This window comes from Marinobacter halotolerans, from assembly GCF_008795985.1.
In the GTDB taxonomy this organism is placed as follows: domain Bacteria; phylum Pseudomonadota; class Gammaproteobacteria; order Pseudomonadales; family Oleiphilaceae; genus Marinobacter; species Marinobacter halotolerans.
In genome coordinates this window covers 314,776-327,983 of record NZ_VMHP01000001.1, presented here as the reverse complement: position 1 = coordinate 327,983, position 13,208 = coordinate 314,776, and the positions used below count along the sequence as shown (strand labels likewise).

Below are 13,208 nucleotides of genomic sequence, written 5' to 3'. Positions count from 1 at the left end.
CGAGGTTGTTCCGTCAATGCCCGCCATCCGATTGCTGACACCCCGCCTGGCAAACCAGATTGCTGCTGGCGAGGTGGTCGAGCGCCCGGCCTCTGTTGCAAAAGAGCTTATCGAAAACGCGCTGGATGCCGGCGCCCGCAGAATTGATATCGACATCGAACAGGGTGGTGTCAAGCTTATACGCGTGCGGGACGACGGCAGCGGCATTGGCGAAAGCGATCTGTCACTGGCGCTTAGCCGTCACGCTACCAGCAAGATTGCCGACCTGGATGACCTGGAAGCGGTGGCTTCCCTTGGTTTTCGCGGCGAGGCCCTGGCCAGCATTTCCTCGGTTTCCCGCCTGGCGTTGACGTCCCGGACCGAAGACCAGGAAGCCGCTGCCAAAGTGGAGGTGGAAGGCCGGGATATGGATGCCACCATCGCGCCCGCTGCCCACCCGGTGGGCACGACGGTGGAAGTGCGCGACCTGTTTTTCAACACGCCCGCTCGTCGTAAATTCCTGCGCACCGAAAAAACCGAATTCAATCACGTTGAGGAATGCGTCCGGCGACAGGCTCTCAGTCGATTTGATACCGGTTTTACCCTGCGCCACAACCAGCGGGTGATCCAGAGTCTGCGGCCGGCAGAAAATCCCCTTGACCGGGAAAGGCGAATTGGCGCCCTGTGCGGGCAGCAGTTTATCGACAATGCCGTCATCATAGATGCCGAGGCAACCGGGCTCAGGCTCTGGGGCTGGGTCGCACTGCCGACCTTTTCACGCAGCCAGGCGGATCTGCAGTACTTTTTTGTGAATGGCCGGGTGATTCGTGACCGGCTGGTGGCTCACGCCGTTCGCCAGGCCTACCGCGACGTACTCTACAATAATCGCCATCCGGCGTTTGTGCTCTACCTGGAGGTGGATCCGGCTTCTGTGGATGTGAATGTTCATCCCACCAAGCACGAAGTGCGTTTCCGGGATGGTCGCCTGGTTCACGACTTTATTTTCCGCACACTCCATAAAGCCCTGGCGGATGTGCGTCCGGATGATCATTTGCGTGGCGCCGTTGCCCAGTCCGAGGGACGGCACCCGTCGGCCCACGCCCAGGCGTTTGGCGTTCAGGTGCCAATGACGGATTCCCGGCCGGCAGGTTTTGACAGCGGCCAGACGGTGGAGGCGCCTTATCCTGGAAGTCAGGGCCCTGGCCAGCAACCCTTCCAGCAGGAATGGCAGGCCAGGGACCAGATGGCGTTCTACCAGTCCCTGAACCAGGGCGGCGGTGTTGAATCTTCCGGAGGATCGACCGTACCGCCTCTGGGGCGGTCAGACATGGCGATCACGCCGCCGGTCAATCAGGGCGACGATCCGCCTCTGGGGTACGCCATTGCCCAGCTCCACGGTATCTACATACTTGCCCAGAGCCATCAGGGACTGATCGTCGTGGACATGCACGCTGCCCATGAACGGATTACTTACGAGCGAATGAAGCGGGCTCTGGAAGCCCAGGATCTGAAGAGTCAGCCCTTACTGGTGCCGGTCTCACTGGCGGTCAGCCAGAAAGAGGCGGCGCTGGCAGAAACACACGGCCAGGAGCTGCTTCAGCTGGGCCTGGGGGTTGAACGGATCGGGCCGGAAACCCTGGCGGTTCGCCAGGTTCCCGCGCTGCTGCGGGGCGCCGATACCGAGCAACTGGTTCGCGATGTGCTGTCGGATCTGATTGAAAACGGCGAAAGCGACCGGGTAGAGGCCGTAACCCATGAACTGTTGGGTACAATGGCGTGCCACGGTTCTGTGCGGGCCAACCGGCAGCTGACCATCCCCGAGATGAACACCCTGCTGCGTGATATGGAGGCCACCGAGCGCAGTGGTCAGTGCAACCATGGCCGCCCGACCTGGACAGTGATGACCATGGCGGAGCTCGATAAGCTGTTCCTCCGGGGCCGTTAGAAGCCCATGACATCCTATCCTCCGGCCATTTTCCTGATGGGGCCAACGGCCTCTGGTAAAACCGATCTGGCGATCGAACTCTGCCGCCGATTGCCCTGCGATATCATCAGTGTAGATTCGGCGATGATATATCGGGGCATGGATATCGGCACGGCCAAGCCGTCCCCTGAAGAGCTTGCCGAGGCCCCCCATCGGCTGATCGATATCTGTGACCCGGCGGAAACATACTCGGTGGCGGACTTCCGGCGGGATGCCCTGGCCGCAATGGCGGACATCAGTGCCCGGGGCAGAATCCCGCTTCTGGTGGGCGGCACCATGATGTATTTCAAGGCCTTGCTGCAGGGCATGTCGTCTTTGCCCTCTGCCGATCCCGTACTCCGGCGCCAGCTTGAAGCGCAGGCGCAGCAGCAGGGCTGGGAATCGCTATATCGGGAGCTGGAAGAAAAAGACCCGATGGCCGCGGGGCTGATTCATCCCAACAATCGCCAGAGGTTGTTACGGGCCATCGAAGTCATCCGTCTGACCGGCCAACCGATTTCCTGGCTCTGGGCGCAGGGCGACGAAGATGGCGGGGGCGAGCGAACGGCGGCAAGTGTTGAGGATTACACCTATTTTACCCGCTGGCAGGCAGACGAATCGTCGAGTCTTCCGTATACTGTGGTTCAGCTTGCGATAGCGCCTTCTGATCGAAAGATACTCCACGAACGGATTGCCCGGCGATTCCGGTCAATGCTCGATGGGGGTTTTCTTGAAGAAGTCAGGGCGCTGATGGCCAGAGGTGATCTACACTCTGAATTACCGTCCATGCGATGCGTTGGATACCGTCAGGCCTGGTCCTATCTGGCTGGCGAAGATGACCATCAGGAAATGGTCGGGAAAGGGGTGGCTGCTACCCGGCAGCTTGCTAAGCGGCAGCTGACTTGGCTGCGAAAATGGTCCGGTTTGGACTGGCTGGAGAGTGACGATCCGGAAACGGTTGATTTGGCCTTGAAAATCATCGGGTCTCGCACCACATTGAAGTTTTAAATGACGATCTGCTTCAATCATAAACAGGAGAATAAACATGTCAAAAGGGCAGTCTTTACAAGACCCTTACCTCAACGCCTTACGCAAGGAACGCATTCCGGTTTCTATCTTTCTGGTCAACGGTATCAAGTTGCAGGGCCAGATTGAATCCTTTGACCAGTTTGTGATTTTGCTGAAGAACACTGTAAGCCAGATGGTTTACAAGCACGCAATCTCAACCGTTGTGCCGGCACGCAATGTTCGCATTCCGCCTCAGGCCCCGGGCGGTGAAGAGTCCGAGGACTGATTTGCCCGAGCCCTGCTGGTTGTCCATCACCCGCGTCTTTGAGGAATCGCCTGAGGTTCCGCAGGGCGCGGGTGTTTGTTTTTATGGTAGATGCAGTCTGACTGCCCTGGAGTTTAAGCGACTTGTTTGAGCGCCCCGACGTTGGTGAACGAGCGATTCTTGTTCACATTGAATTTTCCGCCTATGACGACAAAGAAGACCTGGGAGAATTCCGGGAGCTGGTCTGGTCGGCGGATGTTGAGCCGGTCGGCGTAGTGACCGGCACCCGCAAGCAGCCCAGTTCGCGGCTGTTTGTGGGCACCGGCAAGCTGGAAGAAATCCGGGATGCCGTCACCGCTAATGGTGCGGATATCGTGTTGTTTAATCATGCGCTCAGCCCCAGCCAGGAGCGCAACATCGAACGGGAGCTCCAGTGCCGGGTGCTGGATCGCACCGGGGTCATTCTGGATATCTTTGCCCAGCGAGCGCGAACCCATGAGGGCAAGCTGCAGGTTGAACTGGCCCAGCTTGACCATATGTCCACGCGGCTGGTCCGGGGCTGGACCCACCTGGAGCGTCAGAAAGGTGGTATCGGTCTTCGTGGCCCAGGTGAAACCCAGCTTGAAACTGACCGCCGCCTGCTGCGAGAGCGTATCAAATCGATCCATCGTCGGCTTGAAAAGGTGCGTCGACAGCGCAATCAGGGGCGCCGTGCCCGTACCCGCGCCGATATCCCGACGGTGTCACTGGTGGGTTATACCAACGCTGGCAAATCAACCCTGTTCAACCGACTGACCACGTCGACGGTCTACGCCGCTGATCAACTCTTCGCGACGCTGGATCCGACTCTGAGAAGGCTGGAACTTCCGGACATTGGCCCTGTCGTTATGGCGGATACGGTTGGTTTCATCCGTCACCTGCCCCATAAACTGGTGGAGGCATTCCGGGCAACGCTTGAGGAAACCACTGAAGCCTCCATTCTGCTGCATATTGTCGACTGCTACGATCAGCGGCGAGACGAAAATATCGAGCAGGTGGAGAACGTACTGGCGGAAATTGGCGCGGACGACGTGCCGGTACTTCAGGTGTTCAATAAAATTGACCTGCTGGAGAACTTTTCACCCCGAACTGAACGTAATGAAGAGGGTGTGCCGGTGCGTGTCTGGGTATCTGCTGTGTCCGGTAAAGGTATGCAGGAACTCTTCGACGCGGTAGTGGAACGGCTTGCCGAAGACGTCGTACATCACTTTGTGTGTCTGCGGCCAACTGATGGAAAGTTGCGGGCGCTATTGCATGAGGCGGGCTCGGTGATCGAGGAAAGCCATCGGGATAACGGCGATTCAGTCCTTGAAGTAAGGCTTCAGCAAAGGGACTGGTTGCAGTTACTGAGTCGGGCCGGGGTACGGGAAAACCAAGTGAGGCTGGAACAGTCGCATAGTTAAGCAGGCTGCGCTATTGCCGGGGCGCTTATAAATCCCTAGTATTTGCAGCCATTCGATCAGCTAAGAACGGAGAACACTATGGCCTGGAATGAACCGGGTGGAAACCGCAACGACAATGATCCCTGGGGAACCGGTGGAGGTCGCGGTGGTAAAGATCAGGGGCCGCCGGATCTTGACGAGGCACTGAAAAAGGGCCTCGACAAGCTGAACAAGCTCCTTGGCGGAAAGGGCAAGGGCGGCAATTCAGGTGGCAGCGGTTCATCTGGTGGCAATGCCGGCGGGATTGGTGCGGTGCTGGCCATCGTCGCCATCGTTTTTGTTGGTTACGTTGTTTTCCAGTCTTTTTATACCGTCGACGAGCAAGAGCGTGCGGTTGTTCTGCGTTTCGGTGAATTTAGTCGTATTGAGGAACCTGGACTGCGTTTCAAGGTGCCGCTGATCGACAGCGTTACACTGGTGCGTGTCACCAACGTGCGGACCGCAGAGTCCTCCGGGCAGATGCTGACCCAGGATGAAAACCTGGTGACGGTTGATCTGCAGGTTCAGTACCGGGTCAATGACGCTCGCGATTATGTGCTCAACGTCCGGGATTCTAACCAGGCGCTGGCGTTTGCCACAGACAGTGCCCTTCGTCACGAGGTCGGCAGTTCAACGCTTGATGGCGTGTTGACGGAAGGCCGGGCCGAACTTTCGGTAAGGATCGAGCAAAGATTGCAGACCTTCCTTCGCGAGTACAGCACAGGCCTTGGCATAGTTCGGGTAAACGTTGAGAGCACCCAGCCGCCCGAGCCGGTGCAGGATGCGTTCCGCGAAGTGCAGCGTGCCCGTGAGGACGAGCAGCAAGTTAAAGAAGAAGCGGAACGTTATCGCAACAAAGTGGTTCCCGAAGCCCGCGGCCGTGCCCGGCGTCTGACGGAAGAGGCCGCTGCCTACAGGGAACAGGTTGTAGAACGCGCTCGTGGTGAAACGTCGCGCTTCATGGCGGTTCTGGATGTTTACGAGCAAGCACCCGAGGTAACTCGTGAGCGCATGTACATTCAGGCGCTTGAAGCGGTGTTGACCAATACCAGCAAGGTCATGGTGGCCACTGAGGGCGACGACAATATCATGTATTTGCCGCTTGACGGGCTGACCAATCGTGCCGGCGTCAGTGGACAGAGTGGCGAGTCGGGCAGCAATCAAACAGACATCAAGGCGCTGTCTGACCAGGTAATGCAGGAACTGCAGAGCCGTCAGGATTCAGGCGTGCGGAGGAGCCGTTAATATGGGAGCTAAAGGTGTAGTGGGCCTTGCGGGCGCCCTTATCGTGGTGCTGGTGGTTTTGTCCAGCGTCTATATCATCCCTGAAACCCATCGTGGCGTCTTGTTGCGCTTCGGTGAGCTGATTGAAACAGACATCAAAGCGGGCATACACTTCAAGGTGCCGGTTATCGACCAGGTTCGGGAGTTCGATGTCCGGTTGCTGACGACGGATCTTCCGTCGCGCCAGTATCTGACAATCGAGAAGAAGCCTCTGGATGTGGACTCTTACATCGCGTGGAAAATCCGGGACGTGGATCAGTTCTACCGCGCCACCGGTGGTGACGAATACCGCGCCTCCCAGCTCTTGCTCTCGCGGGTAGACAATGGTCTGCGGGACGAGTTCGGTGTTCGCACCATGGTCGAAGTGGTGTCCGGTCAGCGCGACGAGCTCATGACCAGCCTTACCACCCGAGTCAACGAAACGGCGCAGGAAGAGTTCGGTATTGACGTGGTTGATATCCGGGTCAAGGCCATTGAGTTTCCCGGGGAAGTCAGCCAGAACGTGTACCGTCGTATGGCGGCCGAGCGTTTGGCGCTGGCACAGGAATTCCGTTCGCGGGGTAACGAACTTGCGGAAGGTATAAGGGCCGATGCGGATCGGCAGCGCACCGTTATCCTTGCCGAAGCCTTCTCCAAGGCCGAAGAAACTCGCGGTGAGGGCGATGCAGAGGCGGCTCGAATTTACGCGGACGCCTATGGAACTAACAGTGAGTTCTATTCCTTCTATCGCAGTCTGGAGGCGTATCAGAACACCTTTGCCGACAAGGGCGATATCATGGTCATTGATACTGAAAGCGACTTCATGAAGTATCTGAAGGACCCGATGGGCAACCGCTGATACTGAGGCTGGCACGGTTAAAACCGGAATGCTCTGGCATTCCGGTTTTTTTGTGTCTGCCAACAGTGTAAAATCTCGCCGGTTTTGGCCCGGGTTTCATTGTCACCGGGTGTTGCCTTCAATCCTGTGCACGGACAACGGAATCTCATGACAGTATCTGATCGCTGGCTATTGCCGGACGGCGTTGAGGACATTCTTCCTCCGCTGGCCGGACAGATCGAATCCCTGCGTCGGGATGTAATGGATACCTGCCAGCGCTGGGGTTATCAGCTGGTTATCCCGCCGCTGATTGAATACCTCGAGTCCCTGTTTACCGGCACTGGTCACGATCTGGAACTGCAGACCTTCAAACTGACCGATCAGCTCACTGGCAGAATGATGGGCCTGAGGGCAGACATGACTCCGCAGGCTGCCCGAATTGATGCCCATACCCTTGGCCAGGACGGCATTACCCGGCTGTGCTATGCCGGGCATGTTCTGCATACCCGTCCCCGTCACATGCTGACCGGCCGTACCCCGATCCAGGCCGGTTGTGAGCTTTTCGGCAGCCGCTCCGAGTCTGCGGATATGGAAGTCATCAGTCTGATGCTTGAGTCCCTAAGGATATCGGGCCTGCCCCGGATTCACCTGGATCTCGCCCACGTTGCCATCTACGAGAATCTGGTGCGAGAAGCCGCGTTTGACCGTGACGCTGGCGAGGCCATTTTTGACGCCATGGCCCGTAAATCCGTGCCGGAACTTGATCAATGGCTGGGTGACTGCCCCGCCGGTTCTGCCGGTGAAATGCTGCGCAAGCTTGCACGTGTCAGTGGCGGGGCGGAGGCGCTGGCGGAAGCAAAACAGATTCTCGCTGGTGCGCCTGTGCCTTTACAGGATGCTCTGGGCCAACTTGAGCGTGTGGCGGACATGTTGGGCAACCACTTCCCGGAGGTTACCTTCGGTTTCGATTTCTGCGAGCTTCGAGGCTACAACTACCATACCGGCCTGGTTTTTGCCGCCTACGTCCCGGGTCATGGGGATGCGGTCGGCAAGGGTGGCCGGTACGATGCCATTGGCAGCGACTTTGGCAGGGCGCGGCCGGCCACCGGCTTCAGCCTGGATATTCGCTCATTGGCTTCCCTGGGACAACGAACCAGCCATTCGACCGGCCGGATTTGGGCCCCAGCGGACGCTGATGACGCGCTGGAGGGTGTGATCGCCGGGTTGCGGCTGACCGAAACCGTCGTTCGCGCCCTGCCGGAAGACACCAAAGCGGATCCCCGAGCACGGGGCTGTAACCGGATACTTGTTAAGAAGAACGGCCAGTGGGTCGTGGAACACCTGGACTAACTGAGCTGGACAAATCGAGAGAGAATCATGGGTAAGAACGTTGTAGTACTTGGCACCCAATGGGGTGATGAAGGTAAGGGCAAGATCGTTGACCTTCTGACCGATAAAGTGTCTGCGGTGGTCCGTTTTCAGGGTGGCCACAATGCCGGACATACCCTGGTAATTGACGGCCGGAAAACAGCGCTTCACCTGATTCCCTCGGGTATCCTGCGAAAAGACGTCCAGTGTCTGATTGGGAACGGCGTCGTGCTGTCTCCGGAGGCCCTGCTTAAGGAAGTTCGCGAGCTGGAATCCAACGGTGTGGCGGTGCGCGAGAGGCTGAAAATCAGCCTGGCATGCCCGATCATCCTCAAAACCCATGTGCGTATCGACCAGGCCAGGGAGCGCGCCCGTGGCGTGGACAAGATCGGCACCACCGGCCGGGGCATCGGCCCGGCTTATGAAGACAAGGTGAGCCGCCGGGGCGTTCGGCTGGGCGATCTTTTTGATCCCCAGAGCTTCAAGGAAAAACTCCTGGAAATCATGAGTTACCACAACTTCGTGCTGACCGAGTATTTCCACGAAGAGCCGGAGGATATTGATCAGGCGTTTTCCGAGCTGATGACCATGAGCGAGGAAATCCTGCCGATGGCCGCCGACGTGACGGATATCCTTCACGATCTGCGCAAGCGCGGCGAACACATCATGTTTGAGGGTGCCCAGGGTTCACTGCTGGATATCGACCTGGGGACCTATCCCTATGTTACCTCGTCCAACACCACCGCCGGCGGCACGGCAACCGGCACTGGCTTCGGCCCGCTGTTTCTTGACTACGTGCTGGGAATCACCAAGGCCTATACCACCCGTGTTGGTTCAGGTCCGTTCCCCACGGAACTGTTTGACGACATGGGTCGGCATCTGGCGGTCAAAGGTAACGAAGTGGGCACCACAACCGGTCGTTCACGCCGTTGCGGGTGGTTTGATGCGGTGGCACTGCGCCATGCGATCCAGATCAACAGTGTGTCAGGCATCTGCCTGACCAAGCTGGATGTCCTTGACGGCATGGACACCGTCAAGGTCTGCATCGGCTACAAGACACCGAAAGGCGAAATCACCCGTCCGCCCATCGGCTGCGATACCTACAAGGATATTGAGCCGGTCTTTGTTGAGCTGCCGGGCTGGCAGGAAAGTACTTTCGGGATCACCTCACTGGATCAGCTGCCGGAGAATGCCCGGTCCTATATCCGTTATTTGGAAGAGCAGATCGAGGCTCCGATTGACATTATTTCCACCGGACCTGACCGGGTCGAGACCGTCATTCTCCGCCATCCCTTCGGCGAGTAGCAGCCCGCTCAGGGCTTTGTGGCAATCAGTGTGGCCCGCTTCGGCCCCGGATAGCCCTCAATGGTTTTGTTCGGGTCGTCCGGGTGCAGGAAGTCGGCCAGCGACTGGAATCGCATCCAGTCAGTCTGGCGCTGCTCATCAGTCGTTGTGACGCTGACGTCCACCACCCGCGCATTACGGAAGCCGGTTCGGTCCAGCCACCGCAAAAGCGTGTCGCAACTGGGCAGAAACCAGACGTTGCGCATCTGGCCGTAGCGGTCTTCCGGCATCAGGCTGTAGCCCTCGGGCCCGTCTACCACCAGGGTTTCCAGAACCAGCTCACCACCCGGCTTCAGGGTATCCTTCAGTTCCAGTAGATGATCCAGCGGCGAACGCCGGTGATAAAGCACACCCATTGAGAAAGTGGTGTCGAAAGCTTCCAGTCGGGGCGGCAGGTCTTCCAGTTTGATGGGCAGAAGATCGGCCCGCGGCTCCGGGGCGATGTAGCGTTTCACCGCCAGGAACTGGAACAGGAAAAGCAGTCCGGGATCCACGCCGATGACCCGTCCTGCGCCTTCCCCCAGCATCCGCCAGAGGTGATAGCCGGAACCGCAGCCCACATCCAGAATCTGTCGTCCCTTTAGGTCGGACAGATGGGGCAGCACCCGGTCCCATTTCCAGTCTGACCGCCATTCGGTATCAATCGGAATGCCGAAAAAATCGAAGGGGCCCTTGCGCCAGGGCATAAGGCCCCTGAGGCCCGATTCCAGCTTCCGGTGCAGGTCGTCAGGCAATGTCTCCTGCGCACGCAGTGCTACTGCGGACCGGTCCAGCACCGGTGGTCGCGCGGCAATATCCGGCAGTGAATCCAGGGCCGACAGCCAGCGGGGAATGTCGCCATGAGGGGCTTCGTCGAAGCGCTTGTGGAGCTGTTTCTGAACAAGCTCGCGCCACTGCTGCAGGCCGCTTTGGTCCAGATCGTTGAACAGATTGGCGTAGCGTGTTTGCCAGTCAAAGTGGGTCATGGGGGGGGTCGAGTTCCTTCGGGGGCTATTTGACGGCCAGTATGGAAACAAAGTTAAAGCACTGATACCACACCATCACACGGGAAAATCCGGAGTCCTGCAGGCGCTGCTGATGTGCCGCGATGGTTTCCGGCAGCAGCACCCGTTCAAGGGCGGAGCGCTTCTGACTGATTTCCAGGTCGGAATAGCCGTTGGCCCGCTTGAACTCGTGGTGCAGTCTGGTCTGGATATCCTGCTCGGCGGCGGATTCGAAACGGATTTTTTCCGAAAGAATCAGAGCACCACCGTGCAGTGTGGCATCGCCGATTCGGGTCAACAGCGCGTTGCGATGCTCTGGCGCCACGAACTGCAGGGTGAAATTGAGGGTGGTCACCGACGCCTGTTGCAGTTGGGTGTCCAGAATATCCTCGCAGCGCAGGGAGACCGGCAGCGGATGGTCGTCCAGGGCGATGAAGTGCTCTGCCCGCTCAATCATGTCCGGTGAGTTGTCCACACCGGTCAGCAGGCAGTCGCGGTCGCCTATGCCGTGTCGCATGGCCAGGGTCGATGCGCCCAGAGAGCAGCCCAGATCATAGCAGTGGCTGCCAGCCTGGGCGTACTGATCGGTAATGACTTCGATCATCGGGATGATGGTGGTGTAGCCCGGCACCGAGCGTCGAATCATATCCGGAAACACCCGGGCGACTGCGGCGTCGAAGCGGAATTCGCCGGCTTCCTGTTCGGTGGCAAACAGTCTGTCCCGGGTCTGCACCGGTTTCTGTGGCTTGCGGGACATCAGCCCTGGTCCTCTTCCTGACCCGCCGAACCATTTGTCGGGCTGTCGTGGACCGGGCGGTCGTGCGCCGGAGCGGGGCCGCGGCTGCAGCGCACGCCACGGTTCTTGTAGTCGACCAGAATGCCGCGGAAGGACGGATCTACATCGGCGGCAATGGCCAGGAACCCCTGTTCACAGACCGCATGCAGTTCCGAGGATTTGGGTGACATCCGGAAAGGTTCGCCGGGCTTGAGGTGTATTGCCTCGAACTCGCCGATGGGAACATGGTCCTTATTGTCCGAGTGATCAATCCGGCCGCTGAATTCCAGGGTGCCAATGGTGACCAGAACGGTGACAATGGCCGTTACGATCAGGCTGCGGGCTGTATATCGGGCGTCTTTCTGGCTCACAAATCTCTCCGGAAGTCAGGGTTGTCTGGATATCGGGTGTTTAGAACTGGCCCGGAATACTGATCGACGGGCTCTGAAGGGCAGACAGCTGTTCCCTCAGGGACAGAATCTGGTCAGACCAGAACCTCGGCTTGGCAAACCAGGGGAAGAACCGTGGGAAAGCCGGGTCGTCCCAACGTTTTGCCAGCCAGGTGCAATGGGAAATCTGGCGGTAACAGCGCAGTGGTTCGATCAGGTGCCTTTCCCGGCGATTGAAGTCGCGAAACATCTCGTAGCCTTCCATCAGCTCACCGAATTGCTGTCCCCGCTCCACCTCATCCCCGTTCAGCAGCAGCCAGAGATCCTGAATGGCAGGCCCGGTCCGGCAGTCATCCAGGTCTACAAACAGCATCTGATCTTCGCGGCAGAGAATATTGCCGGCGTGGCAGTCGCCGTGGATTCGCAGATTATGGGTTTCGCCTGCATCTTCCATCCGGCGCTGACAGTATTCGATCAGGTCGGGAATCAGCGAATCCCAGGCAGGGCGCAGGTCGGCAGGCACCCAGTTTTCCCGAATCAGAAAATCGGTATTGGCGGTTATACCGCCGATCAGGTCAAGGGTGGGTCGTTCCTGGAAAGCCTTGGTGTCGCCCTGATTGTGAAGCTGCCCAAGCCATTGACCCAGGCGGTAGAGAGTGTCGGTCACGCTGGTGTCCGGCGCCTGACCGCCGCGCTGGGGAAACACCGCAAACAGGAACTCTCCACCACGGCCAAGAGAGTCACCGCCGGGCAGCTCCATGGGCGCAACGACCGGAATGTCGGCTTCCACTAGCTGGCGCGTGAAGTCATGTTCTTCACGGATCTGGGCTTCGCTCCAGCGGCCGGGGCGGTAGAACTTGGCAATAACCGGTGATTTGTCGTCAAGGCCGATCTGATAAACGCGGTTTTCATAGCTGTTCAGGGCAAACAGACGCCCGTTCACCACAAACCCCGCGTCCTCCATGGCATCCAGAATGGTGTCCGGAGTGAGGGCGTCGTAGGGGTGGCTGCTGGTTTCGGTCATAAAGGGATTAGCGCCTCGCGCTTTGCCGGGTCTTCATTTCGCTGAGATGGTACCAGTTTTCGTCCAGTTCCCAGCGAATGCGATCGATACCCGCTTGCTCAAGGATGATGTCGCCGGCCCGGGCCTGCACCTGGGCCAGTTCGCGCTCCGCCCGCTGCCATTCCCGGCTGGTATCCGCAAGGTTGCCCATACTCGGGAAGATGGCGTTCAGGGCTTCCCGAGTCGGCGTTTCGAAGGAGCGCAAAGACGTCATAATGGCGGTATTGCCCTCCACTCGTACAACCCGGTGCTGGTAGGGGTAGTTGGCAACCGTCTCGTCCTCTGCGAGGGCGTAATTGAGGCTGATGACTTCAAAGCCGCGCCAGCCCAGCCAGCTCACAAATAGGGCGGCGACCAGCATAACGATAATGAACTGCTTCCTGTCAGACATTGATTCACGGCTCCCAGCACGTTCCTGATGGAGAAGTATACCGTTTTAGGACTTTTTCCGTAATGCGGTCGCGGGTTTTTGCCAGCAGAGTTTGAGGCCGCCCGGGGTTTTGCCATACT

Annotated in this window: 13 protein-coding genes; 8 read left to right on the top strand and 5 right to left on the bottom strand. The window is 58.6% G+C overall.

The annotated features are described in order from the left end of the window. The first annotated feature begins 16 nt into the window (after positions 1–16). From mutL to FPL19_RS01410, 8 genes are all read left to right on the top strand, one after another. Positions 17–1,924 (top strand): DNA mismatch repair endonuclease MutL, encoded by a 1,908-nt coding sequence (mutL, locus tag FPL19_RS01445; protein ID WP_150909903.1) that lies wholly within the window; start codon positions 17–19, stop codon positions 1,922–1,924. 6 nt (positions 1,925–1,930) lie between these two features. After that, a complete protein-coding gene (miaA, locus tag FPL19_RS01440) occupies positions 1,931–2,950 on the top strand; it encodes a tRNA (adenosine(37)-N6)-dimethylallyltransferase MiaA (protein ID WP_150909901.1) in 1,020 nt (339 codons plus the stop codon). 37 nt (positions 2,951–2,987) lie between these two features. Then, positions 2,988–3,236, top strand: a complete 249-nt coding sequence (gene hfq, locus FPL19_RS01435) for an RNA chaperone Hfq (protein ID WP_135802723.1) — start codon at positions 2,988–2,990, stop codon at positions 3,234–3,236. Positions 3,237–3,358: 122 nt separating this feature from the next. Further along, a complete protein-coding gene (gene hflX, locus FPL19_RS01430) occupies positions 3,359–4,657 on the top strand; it encodes a ribosome rescue GTPase HflX (protein WP_150909899.1) in 1,299 nt (432 codons plus the stop codon). Between the two features lie 78 nt (positions 4,658–4,735). Beyond that, positions 4,736–5,920, top strand: a complete 1,185-nt coding sequence (gene hflK, locus FPL19_RS01425) for an FtsH protease activity modulator HflK (protein WP_150909897.1) — start codon at positions 4,736–4,738, stop codon at positions 5,918–5,920. Between the two features lies 1 nt (position 5,921). Then, a complete protein-coding gene (gene hflC, locus FPL19_RS01420; protein WP_150909895.1) occupies positions 5,922–6,797 on the top strand; it encodes a protease modulator HflC in 876 nt (291 codons plus the stop codon). Between the two features lie 147 nt (positions 6,798–6,944). Further along, complete coding sequence (locus FPL19_RS01415; protein WP_150909893.1) at positions 6,945–8,126, top strand: ATP phosphoribosyltransferase regulatory subunit; 1,182 nt, start codon at positions 6,945–6,947, stop codon at positions 8,124–8,126. A 27-nt stretch (positions 8,127–8,153) separates the two neighbouring features. Then, on the top strand, positions 8,154–9,449 hold the full coding sequence (locus tag FPL19_RS01410; protein ID WP_150909892.1) for an adenylosuccinate synthase: 1,296 nt from the start codon (positions 8,154–8,156) through the stop codon (positions 9,447–9,449). A gap of 8 nt (positions 9,450–9,457) precedes the next feature. On the opposite strand, the gene cmoB is transcribed toward FPL19_RS01410, so the two are convergent. The 5 genes from cmoB to FPL19_RS01385 are packed head-to-tail and all read right to left on the bottom strand — an operon-like array spanning position 9,458 to position 13,089. Continuing rightward, positions 9,458–10,453 (bottom strand): tRNA 5-methoxyuridine(34)/uridine 5-oxyacetic acid(34) synthase CmoB, encoded by a 996-nt coding sequence (gene cmoB, locus FPL19_RS01405; protein ID WP_150909890.1) that lies wholly within the window; start codon positions 10,451–10,453, stop codon positions 9,458–9,460. Between the two features lie 25 nt (positions 10,454–10,478). Beyond that, the gene (cmoA, locus tag FPL19_RS01400; RefSeq protein WP_150909888.1) at positions 10,479–11,228 is read right to left on the bottom strand and encodes a carboxy-S-adenosyl-L-methionine synthase CmoA; all 750 of its coding nucleotides are present in this window, start codon (positions 11,226–11,228) and stop codon (positions 10,479–10,481) included. Then, positions 11,228–11,617, bottom strand: coding sequence for a kinase (locus FPL19_RS01395; RefSeq protein WP_150909886.1), 390 nt, complete (start codon positions 11,615–11,617; stop codon positions 11,228–11,230). The genes cmoA and FPL19_RS01395 overlap by 1 nt, the downstream gene beginning before the upstream one ends. 40 nt (positions 11,618–11,657) lie before the next feature. Next, entirely contained in the window at positions 11,658–12,659 is a 1,002-nt protein-coding gene (locus FPL19_RS01390; protein ID WP_150909884.1) for a serine/threonine protein kinase, read from the bottom strand. A 7-nt stretch (positions 12,660–12,666) separates the two neighbouring features. Then, positions 12,667–13,089, bottom strand: a complete 423-nt coding sequence (locus FPL19_RS01385) for a hypothetical protein (protein WP_150909881.1) — start codon at positions 13,087–13,089, stop codon at positions 12,667–12,669. Positions 13,090–13,208 lie beyond the last annotated feature (119 nt).

Excerpts from the sequence above, each read along its gene's own strand:
- FPL19_RS01415 (WP_150909893.1), top strand. The coding sequence starts at position 6,945 with ATGACAGTATCTGATCGCTGGCTATTGCCGGACGGCGTTGAGGACATT.
- FPL19_RS01410 (WP_150909892.1), top strand. The coding sequence starts at position 8,154 with ATGGGTAAGAACGTTGTAGTACTTGGCACCCAATGGGGTGATGAAGGT.
- cmoB (WP_150909890.1), bottom strand. The coding sequence starts at position 10,453 with ATGACCCACTTTGACTGGCAAACACGCTACGCCAATCTGTTCAACGAT.
- miaA (WP_150909901.1), top strand. The coding sequence starts at position 1,931 with ATGACATCCTATCCTCCGGCCATTTTCCTGATGGGGCCAACGGCCTCT.
- FPL19_RS01390 (WP_150909884.1), bottom strand. The coding sequence starts at position 12,659 with ATGACCGAAACCAGCAGCCACCCCTACGACGCCCTCACTCCGGACACC.
- hfq (WP_135802723.1), top strand. The coding sequence starts at position 2,988 with ATGTCAAAAGGGCAGTCTTTACAAGACCCTTACCTCAACGCCTTACGC.
- FPL19_RS01385 (WP_150909881.1), bottom strand. The coding sequence starts at position 13,089 with ATGTCTGACAGGAAGCAGTTCATTATCGTTATGCTGGTCGCCGCCCTA.
- mutL (WP_150909903.1), top strand. The coding sequence starts at position 17 with ATGCCCGCCATCCGATTGCTGACACCCCGCCTGGCAAACCAGATTGCT.
- hflK (WP_150909897.1), top strand. The coding sequence starts at position 4,736 with ATGGCCTGGAATGAACCGGGTGGAAACCGCAACGACAATGATCCCTGG.
- hflC (WP_150909895.1), top strand. The coding sequence starts at position 5,922 with ATGGGAGCTAAAGGTGTAGTGGGCCTTGCGGGCGCCCTTATCGTGGTG.
- cmoA (WP_150909888.1), bottom strand. The coding sequence starts at position 11,228 with ATGTCCCGCAAGCCACAGAAACCGGTGCAGACCCGGGACAGACTGTTT.